Raw genomic sequence first — 23,540 nt, forward strand, 5'->3', positions numbered from 1 at the left:
CCTCTTGGACATCCCGGGCGCGGGCGGATGTTTCACGTGAAACATCCCGCTAGCACGGGGGCGGTGGCTCCGGCGCGAGGCTCGACAGCCCACCTCATTCACGCAGGGGCGGTCTCTCGGCAAGACGCTCCGAGATGACCGTCAGACCACGTATGTGTAAACCGAGCGGTGGCAGCGCATTGCCCAGTTGAACATCCGGCGTGGTGGCGGATGTTTCACGTGAAACCAAGTCGCGTCTTTTCGCTCTACCTGAACCAAGCACACTGAAATGACGCCACAGTGCGGGGCTGGCGACCGACCCATCGATTGTCTTTTTGGTACAGATCCAAGCCTTGCAGGTTCGCTCAGTTTGACCACATCTAGCAATGTCCTCACATTGATGTCTGCGTCAGTCACTACAAGCACCGATTACTCCACCGAAACTCGGCCGAAATTGCCAACTCCGTTGTATTTGATGTGGAGTCAGGTCCAGACATGTGCGAGACTACGAAAAAATGCCGACAAATGGCGGAATTGGTCACAAAGCTGAAATCCCCTGATGCGTCCTGTGGCGACTCTGGCGAGGCAGGGTCTGGCCGACCGCCGAGTCTGTACAGTGGATAGGCTCGGCGTCCCTAGTAGCACCTTCTGGTCACCAGATCCGCTAACAATAGGCGACTACAAGCCTTCGCCACGGCCTAGGATCCGGAATGACATGTCCGTTCGTACCTACTCCCGGGATAGGTCCCTAGACTCAACTGGCGCTCCCGGACGTAGGTATGGATGCCGAGAGTTGTCTGCACGACCAGGAGGAGCACAGCGCCTGCCCTTGCACCGGAATGACAAGGGAATCTGACCGTCCATGGAAGCCCTCGCGGACGTTTCACGTGAAACATCCAGAGTCCTGGGGAGTTGAGCCACCCGTATTCTGTTTTCCCCGCGCCACAGGGCAATGAGTCGATCTGAACGCAGGCCATTGTGAGGGGTGACGGGTCAACGCTTGGCTATCGATCGCCCGGGAGAACAGCGAAGCCCAACTTTTTCCCCCTCGCCCCCTGGAACCATGGATGCTGGCAAATGCTGCGGAAAGAAGGCGGCAACACTGCAGCGCGGTAGCAGCCAGGACCGATTCGAACGGACAGACTCTGAAATTTGCAACGCCAGGGCAGGGCGCCCAAGGCTTGCCGCTCAGCAATTCATGCCCACTTCTCGGACCTCAACGTCGGCGGGTGGGCGTTAGGCATTGGGACTCCTCTGGTAATGACTATGCTCGCGGAGCTCATCCAGCACTCGAGAGAACGGCCTCCAAGCTATCCGGAGCGGCCTCGGATAATCGGGGGTGAGCGGGGTGGATGGGTCCGACTATGTTTCACGTGAAACCCAGACAGCTGATGGGTCTTGGTAACCGATCCGGTTTTCACTGTCATGTGGCGGTGCAGCGCGCGGCGGCCAAGGCCCAGCAGGCGTCGTCGGCAAGCGTCGCTGGAAAAGTATTTGGTAGCTGTCACTGACTTATCACACTAAACCACAGCAGCTGACTCCGACCCCCCTGGCTTCACCCGGAGAAGCTGTGAATCCCTTTGGCCGTAGAAGGCCACGCTTACCGCCCGCCCTACAAAGAAGGCGTATCACCGGACGGCCGGAATGCCCATTCATTCGCATCCCAACCCACCCTAAAGGTACGAATCCAAGAGCACACAGCAGCTACCAGGCCGGTAAAGCGGCTCGCTCTTGGATCAGGCATTGTGATCCGATGGGTCTCCAAGCGCAAATAATCGCGTTGCCGCAAGAATGGACGAGCTCGGCAGTGTGGGGATTGTCTATGCACCGCGCCGTCCGAATGCCTCGACAAGCTTGGGAACCATTAGGCGGCGGCAGCCATCCGACTCCGAACGACCCTGAGGTTGGCCTGCGCTGTCCCTGGACGCGACGAATGGCCCTGTCTCTGAATCGCAGCACTGGGCACGCAGGAGGCCGGTCCAGGCCATTGCTGGGGCAAGGTTGCATGCGGCTGAGGTCGTACCCTTCATCTCCGGGGGAGCGACCCCTGCAGATCGTCGTCCGATCTGCCCACAACTAAGGACCTCTGAGCTGACCGTCGACTGCCTACTCCGACCCGCTGAATTGCACCTTCACTATTGACTCACGCAGCCCCGCCGACCCACGGGAAACCGTTGGTGTAGCTGGCGGGACCAATGTGGGCCACGCCTGATGCGAGGGTGTGACCGCCTTGTCAGCGAGGGCACCTCAGCGAAAACAGTGACCGTGCCAAGCAGTGACATTCCATCTCGTGCGAGGACCGTAATATCTGCTTGGCGGGGCCGACCTCGGCCTATCGTCGCGGGACCCATTCGGCTTCGCTGCAAGGCGCCCTGGTACCCACTCTTCCTGCAGAGTCGATAACGACAGCCACCCGGAGGCCGTTCTCTCATCGATCAGCCCGGAACACAAGACAGTGCGTACGGTCTTTCACCCACGATGATTCGAGTAGTAAGCCAGGGAATTGACCCACCGCTTTGTACGCAAATGACCAAACGAAGGTCGGCAGGTTGGGGGCACGGTCGCTGAGGCAATGGACCTTGATCCGATCTCATCTGTCCCACAAATGGCCGTCCTCGGATCTGCGGTGGAGTTCGCGGCACTGCTACGGGTCACACTACGAGTCACATGGGCCACGCATTTGAAGCACCGGGGGAAGACTTCCGCAGCTCCGAAGGAGGATTTGCCGCCGGCCTGTAGCACTCCTACAAGCAAGTTTTCCCCAGTTGCCGTGGACCTTTCCACACAGGATATCCACAAGCTTATCCACAACCACAATCCGCAGCGCCTGGTTGTGATTCGCACCATGCTCCCCAGCGCAATTCTTCCACTTTCGAAAGTGACGGGAGTCACGGAGTGCACTCAGAGTGAAGCGAACTAAGTCACCCCGAAATCCAAGATCAAATGGGCACAGAAGAAGGCAAATTGGGATGGATTCTCGTGTTTTGCACGTAATCTCGAGTTCCACGCAACCCGCGGTGATGTTTCACGTGAAACAACGGCGGCATATGACATGCCGGGGCATCGCGGCTATTAAAGCTGGGTCGCCGAACCCCGCCGCAGCCGCGACCGGAGTGGCGCTCTATCCACAAAGTTATCCACAGCGATATCCACCGGCTTATGCACCGACTTATGCACCGCCGAACAAACTACACAAGTCACCTAGCGCAGGGCAAGGATAACTAGCGCAGATCGAGGGAAGACTCTTCCACAACGACCGAACCGTGGCACCGACCCCTGACGGGCGTTAACGAAGCTCCAGGGTGGCGACTAATCCTGGTTTGATCTACCGCTGCCAGAAAGGGGATTCCAAAGTACGGCATAGCGATCGAACCGTCGACATGTGCTGCAAGGTGGCTCTTGGATAGCCCCATGTCCCGTCCACACCTCGCCGGGTCTGTGTCCAGGCCTGCAATCTTTTTGAAGTTCCAGGGCCGGAACTACGAGCAGTCGCTCCTCGGACAGGCTTAGCGTTCATTGATCCCAGCAAGCATCAAATTCCCGAGGTTCGGATCGACACTTCCGATTCGACACTTGGTCGCGCCAGGTGGGCCGGCCGCCAATAGATCATCACGACAGGTCCTGTACTCGCTACCCGGAAACCGCAGCGATCCCAGATACAACCAGCGGGCACCAGGCAAGATGCTGTCAACGTCCGCGTACGTCAGCGCCTACCCGCGGGGGAGCCCTGACGGCCTACGGAGGTGCGGACGACACGGGCCAGCCATATGCAGTCCACGGCGTATCAATGGCTTGCAGACTCTCCAGCCACTCCTCATGTCCGGTGTTGGCATCCAGATGGGTCATTCGCCGGTCGCACTACGGCCCCATGCGGGCGAAGGTACGGGTCCATGTACTCGCCGCCGTTCGTTACAGCTCCCGTGCGAGGTATGTCCAGATCAGCACCAGGAATTACTGACCGGCATGCCATCCGCTCGAGAAGACCAGCGAGTGCACGACCATCAGACAGGTATTCGAATGTCGCTTGCTGACGAGCCCTATATGGCTGATGCCCGAAACCGGCCACTGCACGTCCACCCGTCGCCCAAGCTGATCTAATCTTCATCCTCAGTGAGACACTCGGAGATCTAGCATCACCCACCGCCGTGTCCTACCGTTTCACGTGAAACATCCACCGGCCCCTTGTTTGAAGACGCAAAGTGGTGGGCAGTCGGATCTGTATCGCTCCTGATGTGTGACGGCGGGGATCGTGGGACGACTCGGCGAGAGCGGTCTCTCTAGAACCACCTATATGGGCAGGATGCAGCCTTCCGATATGATCCGGCAACCTCGGCCTGACACACAGCAGTTGGTACGAATTTAGCCAAGAAGACCACTGCCCACCTTGGAGTCCGCGACTCAGCCGGCCTGGAGGAACACATCCAGGTGCAACGTGTGGCCATGGATATCCGGATCCACACGGATCCCGAAGCAGGGGGAGCACCTGCGTGCGGAACTGCCGAATGTTGGCGCGTGCGTAACCCGAGATCACTCAAACCCCAATTCCGATCTCCAGCGGCCGCGCCGCCCGTCGCGCCAATTCCTCACACCCGAAGACTGCGTTGGCGTCGTTCCCGTCATCGTTGCAGCCTGCGATATTTGAGCCGCCGTCAACGCGGATGTAGATAGTTTGGCTCAAGAATTTAAATTGGCTCTAGAATCCATAGGTCCCCAGCGGTCTGCGGTCCCGCGCTGTTGAAGCACCCAGTTGCTGCAACTGGATGCGGCTGGTTCGGTTTCACGTGAAACATGACAATCCGCCGTTGGAGACAGGGGACTCAGGATAGGCTCCGTTTCCTTCCAAATGGGAAAGTCCCCGTGGAGTTTCTCCGAGGTCGGCTTGGCCTGCGGAAGACGCCGATAACCCCTACAAGGTGCCGAAAGTGCGCCTCACTGACCACAAGCCAACACATATCCCTTCGACAAAGTCCAGGGGGGCAAATGCATCGACTTTGATCACCGGAGAAACGCCTCCTGAACTTATGCGGCATCACCACGTCAGGATGGGCTCTGTTCCTGCGCGGAACGTGGCAGACCGCCCGTGAACACGGACGCTGGCACACCGCTGACGAATGCACGTTGAACTCACATTTCCGCGGGCCCTAACGCTGTTCATAACCTCAGGCCACAACTACCAAGCGTCTGGCACATCCGCAGGGTCCACGGGGTCCACGTGCGGTCAGCGGGGCGCGATTCTGCCGCCAGCCGGTTGCAGTGCGGCCGATGGAGGCAAATTCGCGACGCTCTGAAGTCTGGGCGCCACAGTGGAGGCACTAGGAGGATCCATGGTCCGCTATGAGCCGTGGCCCACTACTAGGCGCCAAAGGCCCCCACACGGGGTCTCAAAGCACCTGGAACGCTCCTGATGCCTGCCCGTGGGCGCAGGCTGCAACAGGCTGCAGGAGGAACACCATGGTCAGGGAGCGAGCCCGAACTAGGTCCTATCCCAACCCCAAGCCCCAAGTCCGCCAAAAAGTGCCATGGACTCAGGTCAACCAGGCCACAAATCCTGATCCAACCAGACCGAGGGTCAACGATTTACCGGGGGCAAACGAAAGGGCCTGTTTCACGTGAAACAGGCCCGCTCGGATCTCGGAAAGAGTTTAGTTCTCGGCACCAGGGGTGAGCACATCCATGATCCGGTTCAAATCCTCAACGCTGGCGAACTCAATGCTCACCCGCCCCTTCCGGGCACCGAGGGAGATCTTCACGTTGGTATCCAACCGATCCGACAAGGACGACGCCAAGTAGTCCAGTCGTTCATGGCGGGCCCCCGGACGGGGAACATTGTTCTTGGCCGGCGCACCCGGACTCTGGTACAGGGTTACGGCTTCCTCAGTTGCACGAACCGACATTCCCTCGGCAACGATCTTCTGTGCCAGGCGTTCCATCGCTGCTGCATCGGGAAGGGCAAGAAGCGCGCGGGCGTGGCCTGCAGACAGAACGCTCGCAGCCACCCGGCGCTGCACCAACGGCGGGAGCTTAAGTAGTCGCAGCGTATTCGATACCTGCGGGCGGGAACGGCCGATGCGGTCGGCAAGCTGCTCATGCGTTGTACCGAAGTCTTCCAGCAGCTGCTGGTAGGCCGCGGCCTCTTCAAGAGGATTCAGCTGACTGCGGTGGAGGTTTTCGAGCAGCGCGTCCCGAAGCAGGTCATCGTCAGTGGTGTCCCGGACAATTGCGGGGATAGTTTCCAGCCCCGCAGCCTGCACTGCACGCCAGCGGCGTTCACCCATGACGAGCTCAAACGGTTCGCCACCTTCTTCGGTTGAAGTGCGGACCACAATTGGCTGGAGGACGCCTATTTCGCGGACGGAGTGGATCAGCTCCGCCATGTCGTCCTCATCGAAGACGGAGCGGGGCTGTTTGCGGTTCGGATGAATGTCACCGACCGGAATTTCGGCGAACCTGACTCCTGGAACTTCTACCAGTTCCGGTCCGGCGTCAGTGACATCAGTGGAAGCTGTTGAACCAGTCCCATCTGCTCCAAGCTCATCACTGTCAGCTTGCTTGTCCTCGTCCGGCTTGGCTGCAGTTTTCCGGGCTGTAGTCTTCGGCTCAGGCGATGCCATGCCGGCCGTCGATTTCTTTGCGGCAGGGGAAGCAGAGCTCGCCGTATCCTCTTCGATGAGAATCGCTGCAGCAGTAGTAGGCGTCTTCCGGGCTTCCGGAAAAAACAGGTCCACTGGTCGTGAGGGCGCAGCACCATTGCCGGAAGCGTTAGCCGGAGCGGAACTTGGAATGAGTGCGCCAAGACCGCGACCAAGGCCGCGTCGCTTATCGCTCATGGATAAATCCCTCCAATGGAAGAGCCCGGAAGACCCGGCTCTGGCTAGTGCAATTGTTGAAAATTCTAACGTTCAGCGATTTCCGCTGCGGCTTCCAAATAGGAGAGTGCACCGCTGGAGGACGGGTCGTAGGTCATCACAGTCTGCTGGTAACTGGGTGCCTCGGAGATCCTCACGGAGCGCGGCACTACGGCACCGAGGACCTGGTCCGGGAAGTGCTGACGGACCTCGGCAGCCACCTGCGCTGCCAGGTTCGTCCGGCCGTCGTACATGGTGAGAAGGATGGTGGACACAACCAGGTCCGCGTTGAGGTGCTTCTGAATCATCTCGATGTTCTTCAACAACTGGCTGAGTCCTTCCAGCGCGTAGTACTCGCACTGGATGGGAATCAGGACCTCGCTGGCGGCGCAGAAAGCGTTCACGGTCAAAAGCCCGAGGCTTGGCGGGCAGTCAATGAAGATGTAATCCAGCCGGGCCTCGCCGGCCTTCTGGCGTTCCTTGGCATAAACGTCAATCGCACGCCGCAGCCGCTGTTCCCTGGCCACGAGGGAGACAAGCTCAATTTCAGCGCCGGCCAAGTGGATGGTGGCAGGCGCACAAATCAGGTTGTCGATATCCGGGCACGGGGCCACAACGTCCTTCAGGGGGACATCGTTGATCAGGACGTCATAGATGCTGTCGACGTCCGCATGGTGTTCAATGCCCAGAGCGGTGGACGCGTTGCCCTGGGGATCAATGTCTATGACCAGGACATTCAGTCCGGCAGCGGCGAGAGCGGCTGCAATGTTGACCGTGGTGGTTGTCTTGCCAACCCCGCCCTTCTGGTTCGAGACCGTGAAGACGCGGGTCTTCTCCGGTTTCGGAAGCTGCCGGCCGAGCAGCCGTTCGCGGCGTTTGTTTTCGTGCGCCAGTTCGCGGGCGATGGGGCTCGAGTCATCAATGGAGTCCATGATGTTCCCGCTGACCGAATCGGACGTTTCACGTGAAACTGCAGACGACTTGGAGCGGTTCGTAACCGAATTCAGGTGATTCCACGAGTCGGTCGGCGCGATTGAGGGCGCAACCATGGCCCGCGCGGACCCCAGGGACACAAACGGGGGTATCCGCTGTGTGGAGGCTTCGCTACTGGTCACTGTGACACACTCACTCTCATTCGGCTTGTTCTGCCGTTCACTAGCCTAACTGCTTCCCCCAAAAGTCCTGTGGCACCGGGCCAGAGGCTACGCAATCTTTTGCGTCTTATTAACGATGATTCGAACCACAGTGGTGGGTTCCTCGAGGAGATCCTCGCCGACTACCACCACAGACGTCTGAACACCGCCAAGCTTGCGGATGGCCTTGGCAGCCTTCTCTATTTCTTCACCGGCGCTGCGGCCCTTGATCGCCACAACTTCACCCTTCCCCGCGAGCAGGGGGATGGTCAGTCCGGCCAGGTTGGACAACGCGGAAACCGCACGGGCGGTGACGACGTCGGCATTCACCATTCCCACGGCAAGTTCAGCGCGGGTTCGCATCACCGTCACGTTGCTCAGTCCGAGGTCGTCCACGACCTCCTGGAGCCAGATCACCCTGCGTTCCAGGGGTTCGATCAGGGTCAGTTCAAGATCGGGACGCGCGATTGCCAGGCACAGCCCCGGCAATCCGGCGCCGCTCCCCACATCCGCGACGTGGCTGCCCGGGGCAATTTCCCGCTCGATCACAGCGCAATTCAGCACATGACGGCTCCAAAGTCGCGGTATTTCGCGGGGGCCGATCAGGCCCCTCTCAGTCCCCGACGTAGCCAGGTGCTCCACATAGCGCTTGGCCAGGTCCAGGCGATCGCCGAAGATCGCCTCGGCGGCCTTTAGTTCGGCGGGAGTAATGTCAACCATTGTCTGCGTCCCGGCGTCTTCAGTCTGCGGAGACAACGATGTGCCTCCCGGCACCTTCGCCTTCAGATTCGCTGACGAAGCCGAGGTCGGCCACGGCATCGTGGACGATCTTCCGCTCATAAGCGCTCATCGGTTCCAGTGCCACAGCGTTGCCGGACTCCTTCACGGAGGCGACAGCGTCCTCTGCAATCTTCTGCAGGTGGCCCGCGCGCTCCTGGCGGTACCCGTTGATGTCCAACACCAGACGGGAACGGTTCTCCGTGGCGGAAAGGACCGAGAGCCGGGTCAGCTCCTGCAGGGCCTCCAGCACCTCGCCGTCCTGGCCAACCAGGCTTTCAAGTCCCGCGGACTCTTCCTCAGTCACGATGGAAATGTAGGTCCGTCCGTTGCGGACCTCAATGTCGATGTCGCCGTCGATGTCGGCAATGTCCAGCAATTCCTCAAGGTAATCTGCCGCGACGTCGCCTTCTTCTTCCAGCCGGCTCGCGGAAGAACCCTTGCCCGCATCCGGGGTCTCATCCCGGGCGTCATCCTGGTCTTCAACGGACTCGGCGGAAACGGCGTTTTCGGTGCTATCGACAGACATTACTTCTTCTTCCTGTTCTTACGTTGTGGCTGGATGCGCTGGCCCTTGGCCTCGGCGACCGCGGCAGCAGCGGCGGCTTCAGCCTCGACGTCGGCCTTCTTGCCTCCCAGGATGGGCAGGGCCGGAAGGCCCTTGGCGGCGCGGCGCTCGGCGAGGGCCTTGGCGGCGGGGGATCCCGGCGTCGGCATGCGGCGGATGACGAAGAACTGCTGTGCCATGGTCCAGAGGTTGGTGGTGGTCCAGTAGATGAGGACACCGATGGGGAAGTTGATGCCGCCCACGCCAAAGACGATCGGCAGGATGTAGAGCATCATTTTCTGCTGGCGCATGAACGGGCTGGCCATGGCCTCTTCGGACATGTTCTTGGCCATGATCTGCTTCTGCGTGATGAACTGCGAAGCCGTCATGGCAAGGATCATCACGATGGACAAGATCCAGACAGAAGTCAGGTTGCCCTCGCCACCATGCAGCAGCGATGCGGACAGCGTGGCCCCGAAGATGGTGGACTCATCAAACTGAACTACCTGGTCGTGGCTCATCGCCCCGATACCGAGGCCCTTGTCACGGGCCGTGCTGATGCCGGAGAGCACGGTGAACAGTGCGAAGAAGAACGGCATCTGGATCAGCATGGGCAGGCAGGCAGAGAACGGGTTGGTGCCGTGCTTCTTGTACATGGCCATCTGTTCCTGCGCCATGGCCTGGCGGGAAAGCTGGTCGGTCTTGCCCTTGTACTTGTCCTGGAGCTTCTTCAGGTCCGGCTGCAGCAGCTGCATGCCGCGCTGGGCCTTGATCTGCTTGACGAACACGGGAATCAGGGCGGCACGGATCACCAGCACCAGCCCGATGATGGACAGGGTCCACGTCCAGCCGGAAGCCTCCGGCAGGCCGATGCTGCTCAGGCCCTCGTGGAAGCCCACCATGATGATGGAAACAAGCCACTTGAACGGAAACATGATTGTTTCAAAGAAGTCCATACGTTATCCCTATTCGTTAGGCCGCAGTGCGGCCTTCTCCATCAGACTGCGCAGCCAGGTACTTGTCCGGGTTGTTCAGTACAACAATTGTGGGGGTCTGGTGTTCAGGCCAGTGGCGGTGGCCGGCGGGGACGTGGTCCACGCCGCCGGCGTTCCAAGGATGGCAGCGCGCCAGGCGCCGGGCTGCCAGCCAGCTTCCTTTAACGGCGCCATGCACCGTGATCGCTTCGAGGGCGTAGGCCGAGCACGAAGGAAAGAAACGGCATACCTGGCCGTACAAGGGCGAAATCACCTTGCGGTAGGCCATCAGCAGCAGAATGAGAAAGTTGCGGGGCAGGTTCCAGAGGGTCTTGCCCACCAGAACCGCTGCCGGTGTGAAGGAACGGACGACGGCGGCAATGGAGTTACGCACGCGGTGTCCCTTCCTGTGTTGTTTGCCGTGAAACCGCTGACGCGGCCCGAGGAAGGCGGCCGCCGAGCCGTTTCATGGTCGTTTCCAGAGCGGCGTTGTAGTCCGCCAGCAGTTGGTTCCAGCTGGCAGACGAGGCCGCAGGCAGTGCCCGGACCACAATGGCGAACCCGGTACCGTATTCCTGCAACGACAAAGCACCGGCTTCCCTCAGTCTCCTCTTAACGAGGTTCCTGACAACAGCGTTCCCGACACTCTTGGAAACGATGAATCCGATCCGGCTTGGTTCGTCCGCAGCAATAGCTACCGTATATAACACTACGTTCCGGCGTCCATTGCGGACGCCGGAACGTACAGTTGTTGAAAAATCGGTTGAAGTCCTCAGACGGTTCCTGGTGGCTAGCACCGTCAAACTCTCAAAGGGGTGTTGACCGACGAGTCAGTGTATTTAGGCCGACAGCTCGGTGCGGCCCTTGCCACGACGGGCTGCCAGGATGGCACGACCGGCACGGGTACGCATACGAAGGCGGAAGCCGTGCTTCTTGGCTCGACGGCGGTTATTCGGCTGAAAAGTCCGCTTGCTCACGTTAGTTACTCCAGTGGATCAAAGGTGCGCCCACCCGATCAAAAAGGGGAAGAACTGGCCGACGCTAAGTTTTGTATATGCACGCTGCCCTCGGCTCGTAGGACGCAGAACGTCAGAGAGATTCAAATGAGGTCGAAAAGCGGACACAAAGGACTTCACAACGTTAGGCCAAAAAGCGTCCCCTCGTCAAACCGGGGTGGTCCTCACCATCCTGCACCGGCTGTGGTTAACCGCTGCCCACAGCCTGTGGATGAAGTGGCTCACAGACCCCGTTTTAGAACCACAATGGTGTAATTATCCACAAGGCTCAACCCAGCTATCTTCTAGGCTTTTCATCCCCTAGAGTGGCTCAGTAGCCGATTATCCACGCTCTGTGCATAACCCTGTGGATTAAGCCCGAACCAGCCCGCCTGGTTTAGCTTGTGGCTGCAGGTAATGCAGGCAAGCAAGTTTGAGGAACTGATTGATGACAGTAGACGAAGCCAACCACGCGAATACTGTCGGAAGTTCCTGGCGGCGGGTTGTGAGCCTTCTGGAGCAGGACCACCGGGTTTCACCCCGGCAGCGCGGCTTCGTAATCCTCGCCCAGGCGCAGGGCCTGATTGGCTCCACGCTTCTGGTGGCAGTGCCCAACGAACTCACCCGCGAAGTGCTGCAGACCCAGGTCAAGGAAGCCCTTGACGACGCCCTGCACAACGTTTTCTCCGACGACATCCGGTGCGCCATCGACGTCGACACAGATCTGGTGCCCCTGCACACGGAGCCGGAGCCCGCCGTCGAACTTTCCCTGGCCACTGACCCCACCGTGGAACAGAAGCCGCAGCCCATGCTGCCGAGCACGTCCCACGAATTTGGCCGGCTGAACCCGAAGTACGTTTTCGACACGTTCGTGATCGGTTCCTCGAACCGGTTCGCCCACGCCGCCGCCGTCGCCGTTGCCGAGGCGCCGGCAAAGGCCTACAACCCGCTGTTCATCTACGGTGATTCCGGGCTGGGCAAGACGCACCTGCTGCATGCGATCGGTCACTACGCCCGCCGGCTCTACAGCGGCATCCGGGTCCGCTACGTGAACTCCGAGGAATTCACCAACGACTTCATCAACTCCATCCGCGACGATGAGGGCACCAGCTTCAAGACCACCTACCGGAACGTGGACGTCCTGCTGATCGATGACATCCAGTTCCTGGCTGGCAAGGACCGCACGCTGGAGGAGTTCTTCCACACCTTCAACGCGCTCCACAACAACAACAAGCAGGTTGTCATCACCTCCGACCAGCCGCCCAAGCTGCTCGCAGGATTCGAAGACCGAATGAAGTCGCGCTTCGAATGGGGCCTGCTCACCGACATCCAGCCGCCGGAACTGGAAACCCGGATCGCGATCCTCCGCAAGAAGGCCCTCAGCGAGGGCCTCTCCGCACCGGACGACGCTTTGGAATACATCGCGTCCAAGATCTCCAGCAACATCCGCGAACTTGAAGGCGCCCTGATCCGCGTCACCGCCTTCGCCAGCCTGAACCGCCAGCCGGTGGACGTTGCACTCGCTGAAATGGTGCTCAAGGACCTGATCACGGACGACGGAGCACAGGAGATCACGTCGGCGCAGATCCTGACCCAGACGGCCGACTACTTCAAGCTCAGCATGGAGGAACTCTGCAGCAAGTCGCGGACCCGCACCCTGGTGACCGCGCGACAGATCGCCATGTACCTGTGCCGCGAGCTGACGGACATGTCGCTTCCCAAGATCGGGCAGGAGCTCGGCGGCCGGGACCACACCACAGTGATCCACGCAGACCGCAAGATCCGTGAGCTGATGGCCGAGCGCCGTGTGATCTACAACCAGGTTACGGAGCTGACCAACCGCATCAAGCAGCAGCAAAGGGATTCCTAAGCCCGGCTTCCGGCCCGCCTCCTTACCTTATTAACAGGCGCATGTGGATAAGCCTGTGGATAGTTAAGGGGACAACCGCGGTTAATGGGCTTAAAACCCTTAAGGCATCTGTGGATCAGCGAATCGGCCAAAAAAGTTGTCCCCATCCACACCCTGTTTAAAACCTGCTTCGCCCACAACGGATGAACAGGGCTTAACCGCGGGATCGTGCCGTGAAACAGGGTTATCCACAGTTTCCACAGCAGTTATTAACACTACTAATCCCAAAAAATTGAAATTCCCTCAAACAACAATCTCGTTCCCTGGCACACACAGCCTCGGGGCCTCGGCCCGAAAGGGCCAGCGTCCCTGCCGGGGATGGGGAAAACCTCAATCTTCCGGCTAAGCTGTCAGCAGCGCTCCCATCCTTGGGTCTGTCTGTGGTTCAGCAAGCGCGGACCATGCAGGTTCCGGTGTCCGGGGGCAAGGTTTTGTGAACTCCCTGCGGGAGTTCCCGTTCAGAAAATGGCAGCAGCAATGAAAGGCGGCACCCTTCCGTGAAGTTCAGAGTCGAACGGGACGTCCTGGCAGAAGCCGTCACATGGACCGCCCGGTCGTTGTCTCCGCGGCCGCCGGTTCCGGTGCTTTCCGGGCTCCTCCTCAAGGCCGAGGCCGGCACTGTGAGCCTCTCGAGTTTTGACTATGAAACCTCGGCCCGCCTGGAGATCCCGGCTGACATCAGCGTTGAGGGAACCATCCTGGTTTCCGGACGCCTGCTCGCAGACATCTGCCGCAGCCTGCCGTCAGCTCCCGTCGATGTCGAAACCGACGGCAACAAAGTCACCCTCACCTGCCGCCGCAGCAGCTTCCACCTGGCCACCATGCCCGAAGCCGAATACCCTCCGCTGCCGGCGCTGCCCACCATCAGCGGAACAGTCCCGGGTGATTCCTTCGCCCAGGCCGTTTCCCAGGTGATCATCGCTGCGAGCAAGGACGACACCCTGCCGATCCTGACCGGTGTCCGGATGGAAATCGAGGACGACCTCATCACCCTGCTGGCCACCGACCGCTACCGGCTGGCCATGCGCGAAGTACCCTGGAAGCCCGTCACGCCGGGCATCTCCACCAGCGCCCTGGTCAAAGCCAAAACCCTCAACGAAGTTGCGAAAACACTGGGCAACAGCGGCGACATCAACCTCGCACTGGCAGATGACGACAGCCGGCTGATCGGCTTCGAAAGCGGCGGACGCACCACCACCTCCCTGCTGGTGGATGGCGACTACCCGAAAATCCGTTCGCTGTTCCCGGATGCCACCCCGATCCACGCCACTGTGCAGACCCAGGAACTGGTCGAGGCCGTCCGGCGCGTTTCCCTCGTTGCCGAGCGCAACACCCCGGTCCGGCTGGCATTCACCGAAGGCCAGCTCCACCTCGACGCAGGCACCGGTGAAGACGCCCAGGCTTCGGAGGAACTGGAAGCACAGCTGACCGGCGATGAGATCACGGTCGCTTTCAACCCGCACTACCTCATCGAAGGCCTGAGCGTGATTGAAACCAAGTTTGTCCGGTTCTCCTTCACCACCGCGCCCAAGCCGGCCATGATCACCGCCCAGGCTGACGCCGACGGTGAAGACCAGGACGACTACCGATACCTTGTCATGCCGGTGCGCCTGCCCAACTAGGCAGCAGTTGATGTCGTAATGGGCCCCTCAGCGACATCTAACCCGACCCATTTCGGTACACCATCGCAGCCCTCCACCACACCAGCGCAGAAAAGAGATCCTCCCGTGCACATCGGATTAATCGGCCTTGGAAAAATGGGTTTCAACATGCGCGAGAGGCTCCGCAAGGGTGGTGTCGAGGTCACCGGTTTCGACCGCAACCCTGAGGTCACCGACGTCGCCACGGTGGACGACCTCATCGCCGCCGTTCCCGCTCCCCGTGTCATCTGGGTCATGGTTCCGGCCGGTGAAATCACCGATGCCGTGATCACGGAGCTGGGTTCCAAGCTCGACGCCGGGGACCTGGTGATCGACGGCGGAAACTCCCGCTTCACCGAGGACCAGAAGCACGGCGCCGCGCTGGCCGAGAAGGGCATCCGCTTCGCCGACTGCGGCGTATCAGGTGGTGTATGGGGCCTGCAGAACGGTTACGGGCTAATGGCCGGCGGCGACGCCGCCGACATCGAACGGGCGATGCCCGCGTTTGATGCGCTGCGTCCCGAAGGCGACCGGGCGGACAGCTTTGTCCACGTTGGCGGAGTCGGCGCGGGACACTACGCCAAGATGGTGCACAACGGCATCGAGTACGGACTCATGCAGGCGTACGCCGAGGGCTACGAACTGCTGGCGGCGAAGGACATCGTCACCGACCTGCCTGGGACTTTCCGGGCCTGGCAGAAGGGTACGGTTGTGCGTTCCTGGCTGCTGGACCTCATGGTCAAGGCGCTGGATGAGGATCCGGGCCTGGCTTCCATCGACGACTACGTCGAGGATTCCGGGGAAGGCCGCTGGACCGTTGAAGAGGCAATCGCCAATGCGGTTCCGGCACCGGCCATCACTGCGGCGTTGTTTGCGCGCTTCTCCTCCCGCGAGGACAATTCCCCGGCCATGAAGATGGTGTCCGCACTGCGACACCAGTTCGGCGGGCATGCCACCCGTCCGGCCAAGTAACGGCAGTCCGAGCAGTCCGGGAATCCTGAAGACGGCGTGTACCTAGAAAAGCTTTCGCTGACCGATTTTCGCAGTTATGCCCAGGTGGACCTCACCTTCGAACCAGGGGTGACGGTCCTGGTGGGGTACAACGGGATCGGCAAGACCAACCTCATGGAGGCCATCGGGTATCTGGCCACCCTCAGCTCGCACCGGGTCAGTTCGGATGCCCCGCTGTTGCGTTTCGGCACCGAGCGCGCGCTGATCAGGGCCAAGCTGGTCCGCGGCGAGCAGTCCACCGTGCTGGAACTGGAAATCAACGGGAACCGCGCCAACCGCGGACGCATCAACCGCAGCAACCCCGTCCGTGCCCGGGATATCCTCGGCATCTGCCAGACAGTGCTTTTCGCTCCGGAGGACCTCGCACTGGTGAAGGGAGATCCTTCCAGCCGCCGGCGTTTCCTGGACGAATTGCTGGTCAGCCTCGTACCGCGCCACTCCGCCACCCGGACTGACTATGACCGTGTCCTCAAACAACGCAATGCCCTCCTCAAATCCGGCCGGGCCGGGAAGTTCACCTCCGGGCACGAGGCCACCCTCGATGTGTGGGACCAACACATGGCCCGGGCCGGTGCGGAACTGCTGCACGCGCGGCTGGAATTGGTGGAAACGATCCGTCCCCACCTGAAGGCCGCCTACGCCCAGCTGACCGACGGGTCCAAGGAGGCGGACGCGATTTACCGGTCAACGCTCCAGGGCATGATGGACGACGACGGCGCCGGCGCGGCTTACGCTGCGGAACCCGCCGCCGTCGAACGCGTAGAGGACCTCCGGTCACTGACCGTTGACGAACTGGCCGAACGCTACGTTCAGGCTCTTGCGGCGTCCCGCCGCAAGGAGCTGGAAAGGGGCGTTTCCCTCGTTGGTCCGCACCGCGACGACGTCGAACTCATCCTCGGCGAGGCGCCCGCAAAGGGGTACGCATCCCACGGCGAAACGTGGTCCATGTGCCTTTCCCTGCGCCTGGCGTCCTACTATGTGATGCTCGACGACGAACGCACCGGCGGCTCCGCTCCGATCCTGATCCTTGACGATGTGTTCGCTGAGCTCGACGTCCAGCGCCGGCGTAAACTGGCGGCAATAGTATCCGGCGCCGAACAGGTGCTGGTGACTGCTGCCGTCGATGCCGACATTCCGGAAGAATTGGCCGGGCGGCGGGTGAAGGTGGTCCCCGGAGGAATCGATGAGTCGGAATCCCGATGAATAAAGATGCTGGCGGCCTGCAGCCGGGCCGCGATCCTGACGACATCGATGCGCCACAGGCAGCGCTCAACCGGATGCGCGAGGCGGCCGCTGCCCGCGGTGAAATCCGCCGGAAGTACCCGCCGCCCGCAGGCGGAGCGAAAAAGCCAGGACGCAGCGCCGCCGGAACGCGTGGTTTCACCCAGTTCCACGGCACGGGCCGCGACCCGCTGGGCCTTGGCAAGGTGGTGGGACGGCTTGTGGCCGAACGGGGCTGGACCTCCCCGGTTGCGGTCGGGTCCGTAATGGCGGAGTGGAGCACTCTTGTGGGTCCGGAGATTTCGGCGCACTGCACGCCGGAGAGTTTCACCGACACCACCCTGCACGTGCGATGTGATTCCACGGCGTGGGCCACCCAGCTGCGCCTCCTGAGCTTCAGCCTGCTGGAGAAGTTCCGCACGGAACTGGGAGACGGTGTTGTTACCAAGATCCAGGTCCTGGGACCGGCGGCGCCGAGCTGGCGGAAGGGCGGCCGAACGGTCAACGGCCGCGGTCCCCGGGACACGTACGGATAGTTCATGCCGATGGCGGCGGGCACGATGCCCGCCGCCGCTCCCCGCGACTCTTGAAAAATGGCCAAACGGCGTGTAGGGCGCTCTAACGCCCCTTGGCCGTATAGGAACCCAGAGATGGGACCCCTGGAGCCTTGCAGGCGGAGCCAATGGCCAGCCAGCGCCATCTTCCCGCGCGTTTGCGGCCCTGGAATGCGGGATTACGCTCTCCCGCACGGTAGAATCGTGGTAGATAACTGGGCGCCGGTGAAACGTTGACTGAGTCCGTTTTCCGGCGCTTTTCCTGCGGCCGGGGTGCGGTTCCGCCAGTCAACCAAGTAATCGGCGTTATCAGTGACGTGCCTGTTGGCAGGAGCCCCTTCTATCGGAGACGGTGACGGCCGGCCATACGAATACAGAGGAGTCGAAAGCGCCTGTGGCTAACGACAATGCAGATATCCCGGCAGTGGAACCCGCAGCTGAGGATGCCCGTACAACTGACGCGCCGGCGAAGGCAGCCGAACGCAAGGAATACGGTGCGAGCGACATCACCGTCCTTGAAGGACTTGAAGCTGTTCGGAAACGTCCCGGCATGTACATCGGTTCCACGGGACCGCGCGGACTCCACCACCTGGTGTATGAAGTGGTGGACAACTCCGTAGACGAAGCCCTCGCGGGGTACTGCACCCACATCGAGATTGTGCTCCAAGCCGACGGCGGCGTCAAAGTGGTTGACGACGGCCGCGGCATCCCGGTGGACATGCACCCCACCGAGCACAAGCCCACGGTTGAGGTTGTCATGACCATCCTGCACGCCGGCGGAAAGTTCGGCGGCGGCGGATATGCCGTCTCCGGCGGCCTGCACGGCGTGGGTATTTCGGTGGTTAATGCCCTCTCCAGCCGGGTGGATACCGAAGTCCGGCGCCAGGGCCACGTCTGGCGGATGTCCTTCGCCGACGGCGGCAAGCCCCAGGGCAGCCTGGTCCAGGGTGAAGAGACAGACCAGACGGGCACCACCCAGACCTTCTACCCGGACGCAAGCATCTTCGAGAGCACGGATTTCGATTTCGAGACGCTTCGCGCCCGCTTCCAGCAGATGGCGTTCCTCAACAAGGGCCTGCGCATCACGCTGACGGACGAACGCCGCGTTGCCCAGGAGAACTCGGAAGACGAGGATCTGGATCTCGACGCCGTTCCCACCGACGGTGAAGTCGCCGCCGAATTCCGGACGGTTGTGTACCAGTACGACGACGGCCTTCTGGACTACGTGAAGCACCTTAACTCCGGCAAGAAGGTCGACGTTGTCCACGAGGACGTCATCGCCTTCGAAACCGAGGACAAGGAACGAAAGATCGCCCTGGAAATGGCGATGCAGTGGACCAACGCGTATTCCGAGAGCGTCCACACCTATGCCAACACCATCAACACCCACGAGGGCGGCACCCACGAAGAGGGCTTCCGCGCCGCGATGACGTCCCTCATCAACCGCTATGCGCGCGAGAAGAACATCATCAAGGAAAAGGACGACAACCTCACCGGTGATGACATCCGCGAAGGCCTCACCGCCGTTATTTCCGTGAAACTGGCGGAACCGCAGTTTGAAGGCCAGACCAAGACCAAACTCGGCAACTCCGAGGTCAAGGGCTTCGTCCAGCGCGTGGTCACCGACGGCCTGGGCGACTGGCTGGAGCGCAATCCCGGGCCGGCACGCGACGTCATCCGCAAGGCGATTTCCGCAGCACAGGCCCGAATGGCCGCCCGCAAGGCCCGCGACAACGCCCGCCGCAAGAGCCCCCTGGAGTCCTTCGGTATGCCGGGTAAGCTTTCGGACTGCTCTTCCAAGGACCCGGAAAAATGCGAGGTCTACATCGTGGAGGGTGACTCCGCCGGCGGCTCGGCAAAGCGCGGCCGCAACCCGGAGACCCAGGCAATCCTCCCGCTGCGCGGCAAGATCCTGAACGTTGAGCGCGCACGGCTGGACAAGGCCCTCGGCAACAACGAGGTCCAGTCCATGATCACCGCGTTTGGTACAGGCATCGGCGAGGACTTCGACCTCGCGAAGCTGCGCTACCACAAGATCGTCCTCATGGCCGATGCCGACGTCGACGGCCAGCACATCACCACGCTCCTGATGACCCTCCTGTTCCGCTACATGCGCCCGCTGATTGAAAACGGCTACGTGTACCTGGCGCAGCCGCCGCTGTACCGCATCAAATGGTCCAACGCCCCGCACGATTACGTGTACAGCGACCGTGAACGCGACGCACGGCTGGTGGCAGGCCAGGCCGCCGGACGCCGGATTCCGAAGGACAACGGCATCCAGCGCTACAAGGGCCTTGGCGAGATGGACTACACGGAACTGTGGGACACCACCATGGACCCGGACCACCGGACGCTCCTCCAGGTGACCATGGATGATGCCCTCGCTGCGGACCAGATCTTCACCGTGCTGATGGGCGAGGACGTTGAGTCCCGCCGAAACTTCATTCAGCAGAACGCCAAGGATGTCAGGTTCCTGGATATCTAACGACGCTGGTAAGCGCCATAAATATTCTTGGATCGACATATACCTGAAACGGAAAATATAGACTATGAGTGACGAAACACCCGAGGTTCCCGGCGACTCTGCCGGTCCCGTCGAGCCCGTCCTGGAAGGCGACGTGCTGGTCGACCGCGTGGAGCAGGTGGACCTGCAGACGGAAATGCAGCGCTCCTACCTCGACTACGCCATGGCCGTCATTGTCGGCCGCGCGCTGCCGGACGTCCGTGACGGACTCAAGCCCGTGCACCGCCGCGTTCTCTACGCCATGTTCGACGGCGGCTACCGTCCGGACCGCTCCTTCAACAAGTGCGCCCGCGTGGTGGGCGAGGTCATGGGCCAGTACCACCCGCACGGCGACACAGCCATCTACGATGCCCTGGTGCGCCTGATCCAGGACTGGACCATGCGCTACCCGCTGGCGCTCGGGCAGGGCAATTTTGGTTCACCCGGCAATGACGGCGCAGCAGCACCGCGGTACACCGAAACCAAGATGGCCCCGCTCGCCATGGAGATGGTCCGTGACATCGACGAGGAAACCGTCGATTTCCAGGACAACTACGACGGCAAGAACCAGGAACCCACCATCCTGCCGGCGCGCTTCCCCAACCTGCTGGTCAACGGCTCCTCGGGCATCGCCGTCGGCATGGCCACCAACATCCCGCCGCACAACCTCCGCGAGGTTGCGGACGGCGTGCAGTGGTACCTGGCCAACCCGACGGCCAGCCGCGAAGAGCTGCTGGAAGAACTCCTGCTCCGCATCAAGGGACCGGATTTTCCCACCGGGGCAACCATCCTGGGCCACAAGGGCATCGAGGACGCCTACCGGACCGGACGCGGCTCCATCACCATGCGTGCCGTGGTCAATGTGGAGGAACTCCAGGGACGCACCTGCCTGGTGGTCACCGAACTGCCGTACCAGGCCAACCCGGACAACCTGGCCATCAAGATCGCCGAACTCGTCAAGGACGGCAAGATCTCCGGCATAGCCGACCTTCGCGATGAGACGTCAGGCCGTACGGGACAGCGCCTGGTGATCGTGCTCAAGCGCGATGCCGTGGCCAAGGTGGTGCTCAACAACCTCTACAAGCACACCCAGCTGCAGGACAACTTCGCGGCAAACATGCTGGCGATCGTTGACGGTGTGCCGCGGACGCTCAGCCTGGATGCCTTCATCCGCCACTGGGTCACGCACCAGATGGATGTCATTGCACGCCGGACCCGTTACCGTCTGCGCAAGGCGGAAGAAGAAGCCCACATCCTGCGTGCGCTGCTGAAGGCACTGGATGCCCTGGATGAAGTCATTGCCCTCATCCGTGCGTCCAACACCACGGAGGCCGCCCGGGACGGCCTGATGCAGCTGCTGGACATCGACGAGCTGCAGGCCCGGGCCATCCTGGATATGCAGCTGCGCCGGCTTGCCGCCCTGGAACGCCAGAAGATCCAGGACCGCCATGCCGAACTCGAGGCCCTGATCGCGGAGTACAACTCGATCCTGGCCTCTGAAGAGCGCCAGCGGGAGATCATCAGCACCGAGCTTTCCGAAATCGTGGCGAAGCACGGGGATGACCGCCGCACCAAGATCCTGATGGGCTTCGACGGCGACATGTCCATGGAGGACCTGATCCCCGAAGAGGAGATGGTGGTCACGATTACCCGCGGCGGTTACGTCAAGCGCACGCGCAGTGACAACTACCGCTCACAGCAGCGCGGCGGCAAGGGCATTAAAGGTGCCCAGTTGCGCGGGGACGACGTCGTGGAACACTTCTTCGTCACCACAACGCATCACTGGCTGTTGTTCTTCACCAACCTGGGGCGCGTCTACCGTGCCAAGGCCTACGAGCTCGTGGAAGCAGGGCGCGACGCCAAGGGCCAGCACGTGGCCAACCTGCTGGCCTTCCAGCCGGACGAGCACATCGCCCAGGTACTGGACCTCCGCGACTACCAGCACGCCCCCTACCTGGTGCTGGCCACCAAGCGGGGCTTGGTCAAGAAGACCCGCCTGGAGGACTACGACACCAACCGCTCCGCCGGCGTCATTGCCATCAACCTGCGCGACGGCGACGAACTCGTCTCCGCCCAGCTGGTCTCGGAAACCGATGACCTGATGCTGGTTTCACGGATGGGGCAGTCCATCCGCTTCACGGCCACGGACGATGCGCTGCGCCCCATGGGCCGTGCCACCTCCGGCGTGACGGGCATGAAGTTCCGCGAGGACGATGAACTGCTGGCGGCCGACGTCGTCAAGGACGGCTCGTTCGTCTTCATCGTCACCGAGGGCGGTTACGCCAAACGCACCGCGGTGGAGGAGTACCGACTCCAGGGCCGAGGCGGCCTCGGCATCAAGGTTGGAAAGTACCAGGAAGAGCGCGGTCACCTTGTGGGTGCCCTCATCGTCCAGGAAGAGGACGAAGTCCTGGTGGTCATGGAAGGCGGCAAGGTGGTCCGTTCCTCGGTGGCCGGAGTGCCTGCCAAGGGCCGTGACACCATGGGCGTCATCTTCGCCAAGCCGGACAAGAACGACCGCATCATCGAAGTGGCGCGGAACAGTGAACGCGGACTTGAAGGCGAGGAGGCCGAAGCCACCGACCCGGAAAACCCGGCCGAAAGCCCGGCTGCGGCCGGGGATGACGTAACGTTGGCTGAAGGTGCCGGACCAGATAGCGGGTCCGCAGAGGCAGATTCAGCACCGGCCGTGGAATCCGACGAGTCATCGGACGACGTTGAGCTGGACGAAGAAAATACCGGAGGTAACGAGTGAGTAATTCCGACTCATATCCCAAGCCGAACAGCAACACTCCCGGCGGGATCAGGCAGCCGGCGTCCGCTCCGCGCGTGAACGCCCCCGTACGTCCGCAGCAGCGGCCTTCGACGCCGGGTGCCCCGGCGCAGCGCCCGACGGTCCCCGGCCAGCGTCCGGCGCAGGGGCAGCGTCCCGGTGTGCCCGGCCAGGCGCCCCAGGGCCAGCGTCCCGGAGTTCCGGGACAGCGGCCTGGTCCGGCAGGCCAGGGTACCCCTGGCCTGGTGAAGCCGGCACCGAAGGCGAAAGTACGCCGTGCCCGGCTCCTGGTCAGCAAGGTGGACCCCTGGTCCGTGCTGAAGATGGCTTTCCTGCTGTCCGTTGCCCTCGGCATCGTTACGGTCGTTGCGGCGATCGTCCTCTGGACCGTCCTGGATCTGACCGGCATCTTCGACCAGGTGGACAGCCTGCTCGGCACGCTTGCAGGCTCCGAAGGCGGCGGATTCGAGCTGAAGAAGGTTGCTTCCCTGGGGCAGGTGGCTTCCTTTGCGGTCATCATCGCCGTCGTCAACGTGGTGCTCCTGACCGCCCTGTCGATGCTCTCGGCGGTGCTGTACAACATCTCTGCCACCCTGGTGGGCGGCATCGGCGTGACCCTGACGGACGACTAGTCCGCGGAATTTTGCCGGAATTAGCCCGGCAAAATGCCTCGATTTGA

At 61.6% G+C, this 23,540-nt stretch carries 16 protein-coding genes; 8 read left to right on the plus strand and 8 right to left on the minus strand.

Going from position 1 to position 23,540, the window contains the following annotated elements; genetic code table 11:
- Window positions 1-5,621: 5,621 nt before the first annotated feature.
- From WMN78_RS11515 to rpmH, 8 genes are all read right to left on the minus strand, one after another.
- A complete protein-coding gene (locus WMN78_RS11515; protein ID WP_340533856.1) occupies window positions 5,622-6,806 on the minus strand; it encodes a ParB/RepB/Spo0J family partition protein in 1,185 nt (394 codons plus the stop codon).
- A 65-nt stretch (window positions 6,807-6,871) separates the two neighbouring features.
- Complete coding sequence (locus tag WMN78_RS11520) at window positions 6,872-7,939, minus strand: ParA family protein (protein WP_340533857.1); 1,068 nt, start codon at window positions 7,937-7,939, stop codon at window positions 6,872-6,874.
- An 87-nt stretch (window positions 7,940-8,026) separates the two neighbouring features.
- A complete protein-coding gene (gene rsmG, locus WMN78_RS11525) occupies window positions 8,027-8,677 on the minus strand; it encodes a 16S rRNA (guanine(527)-N(7))-methyltransferase RsmG (RefSeq protein WP_340533858.1) in 651 nt (216 codons plus the stop codon).
- A gap of 19 nt (window positions 8,678-8,696) precedes the next feature.
- Window positions 8,697-9,263, minus strand: coding sequence for a protein jag (locus WMN78_RS11530; RefSeq protein ID WP_340533859.1), 567 nt, complete (start codon window positions 9,261-9,263; stop codon window positions 8,697-8,699).
- Window positions 9,263-10,237 carry a membrane protein insertase YidC gene (yidC, locus tag WMN78_RS11535; RefSeq protein ID WP_317781493.1) on the minus strand — a complete coding sequence of 325 codons (975 nt, stop codon included), beginning with the start codon at window positions 10,235-10,237 and terminating at the stop codon, window positions 9,263-9,265. Before yidC ends, WMN78_RS11530 begins: the two co-directional genes overlap by 1 nt.
- A gap of 16 nt (window positions 10,238-10,253) precedes the next feature.
- Entirely contained in the window at window positions 10,254-10,649 is a 396-nt protein-coding gene (gene yidD, locus WMN78_RS11540; RefSeq protein WP_340533860.1) for a membrane protein insertion efficiency factor YidD, read from the minus strand.
- Window positions 10,642-11,052, minus strand: coding sequence for a ribonuclease P protein component (gene rnpA / locus WMN78_RS11545; protein WP_340533861.1), 411 nt, complete (start codon window positions 11,050-11,052; stop codon window positions 10,642-10,644). The genes yidD and rnpA overlap by 8 nt, the downstream gene beginning before the upstream one ends.
- Before the next feature lie 42 nt (window positions 11,053-11,094).
- Entirely contained in the window at window positions 11,095-11,232 is a 138-nt protein-coding gene (gene rpmH, locus WMN78_RS11550; RefSeq protein WP_003800212.1) for a 50S ribosomal protein L34, read from the minus strand.
- A 466-nt stretch (window positions 11,233-11,698) separates the two neighbouring features.
- Here rpmH and dnaA point away from each other — a divergent pair, with 466 nt between their 5' ends.
- From dnaA to WMN78_RS11590, 8 genes are all read left to right on the plus strand, one after another.
- Complete coding sequence (gene dnaA / locus WMN78_RS11555) at window positions 11,699-13,120, plus strand: chromosomal replication initiator protein DnaA (RefSeq protein ID WP_043479795.1); 1,422 nt, start codon at window positions 11,699-11,701, stop codon at window positions 13,118-13,120.
- Window positions 13,121-13,656: 536 nt separating this feature from the next.
- Window positions 13,657-14,781 carry a DNA polymerase III subunit beta gene (gene dnaN, locus WMN78_RS11560; protein ID WP_305942923.1) on the plus strand — a complete coding sequence of 375 codons (1,125 nt, stop codon included), beginning with the start codon at window positions 13,657-13,659 and terminating at the stop codon, window positions 14,779-14,781.
- A 105-nt stretch (window positions 14,782-14,886) separates the two neighbouring features.
- Window positions 14,887-15,771 (plus strand): phosphogluconate dehydrogenase (NAD(+)-dependent, decarboxylating), encoded by an 885-nt coding sequence (gene gnd / locus WMN78_RS11565; protein ID WP_340533862.1) that lies wholly within the window; start codon window positions 14,887-14,889, stop codon window positions 15,769-15,771.
- 36 nt (window positions 15,772-15,807) lie between these two features.
- Complete coding sequence (recF, locus tag WMN78_RS11570) at window positions 15,808-17,013, plus strand: DNA replication/repair protein RecF (RefSeq protein WP_340533863.1); 1,206 nt, start codon at window positions 15,808-15,810, stop codon at window positions 17,011-17,013.
- The gene (locus WMN78_RS11575; RefSeq protein WP_340533864.1) at window positions 17,010-17,567 is read left to right on the plus strand and encodes a DUF721 domain-containing protein; all 558 of its coding nucleotides are present in this window, start codon (window positions 17,010-17,012) and stop codon (window positions 17,565-17,567) included. The genes recF and WMN78_RS11575 overlap by 4 nt, the downstream gene beginning before the upstream one ends.
- A 412-nt stretch (window positions 17,568-17,979) precedes the next feature.
- Window positions 17,980-20,070, plus strand: a complete 2,091-nt coding sequence (gyrB, locus tag WMN78_RS11580) for a DNA topoisomerase (ATP-hydrolyzing) subunit B (protein WP_340533865.1) — start codon at window positions 17,980-17,982, stop codon at window positions 20,068-20,070.
- Between the two features lie 64 nt (window positions 20,071-20,134).
- Complete coding sequence (gene gyrA / locus WMN78_RS11585; protein WP_340533866.1) at window positions 20,135-22,843, plus strand: DNA gyrase subunit A; 2,709 nt, start codon at window positions 20,135-20,137, stop codon at window positions 22,841-22,843.
- Window positions 22,840-23,493 (plus strand): DUF3566 domain-containing protein, encoded by a 654-nt coding sequence (locus WMN78_RS11590; RefSeq protein WP_340533867.1) that lies wholly within the window; start codon window positions 22,840-22,842, stop codon window positions 23,491-23,493. Before gyrA ends, WMN78_RS11590 begins: the two co-directional genes overlap by 4 nt.
- The last annotated feature ends 47 nt before the right edge of the window (window positions 23,494-23,540 follow it).

It is taken from the genome of Arthrobacter oryzae, assembly GCF_037911235.1.
Classification (GTDB): Bacteria; Actinomycetota; Actinomycetes; order Actinomycetales; family Micrococcaceae; genus Arthrobacter; species Arthrobacter oryzae_E.

Bases quoted from the DNA above. Each gene is read 5' to 3' on its own strand.
- WMN78_RS11515 (WP_340533856.1), bottom strand. From the start codon at position 6,806: ATGAGCGATAAGCGACGCGGCCTTGGTCGCGGTCTTGGCGCACTCATT.
- rsmG (WP_340533858.1), bottom strand. From the start codon at position 8,677: ATGGTTGACATTACTCCCGCCGAACTAAAGGCCGCCGAGGCGATCTTC.
- WMN78_RS11530 (WP_340533859.1), bottom strand. From the start codon at position 9,263: ATGTCTGTCGATAGCACCGAAAACGCCGTTTCCGCCGAGTCCGTTGAA.
- yidC (WP_317781493.1), bottom strand. From the start codon at position 10,237: ATGGACTTCTTTGAAACAATCATGTTTCCGTTCAAGTGGCTTGTTTCC.
- dnaA (WP_043479795.1), top strand. From the start codon at position 11,699: ATGACAGTAGACGAAGCCAACCACGCGAATACTGTCGGAAGTTCCTGG.
- WMN78_RS11575 (WP_340533864.1), top strand. From the start codon at position 17,010: ATGAATAAAGATGCTGGCGGCCTGCAGCCGGGCCGCGATCCTGACGAC.
- gyrA (WP_340533866.1), top strand. From the start codon at position 20,135: ATGAGTGACGAAACACCCGAGGTTCCCGGCGACTCTGCCGGTCCCGTC.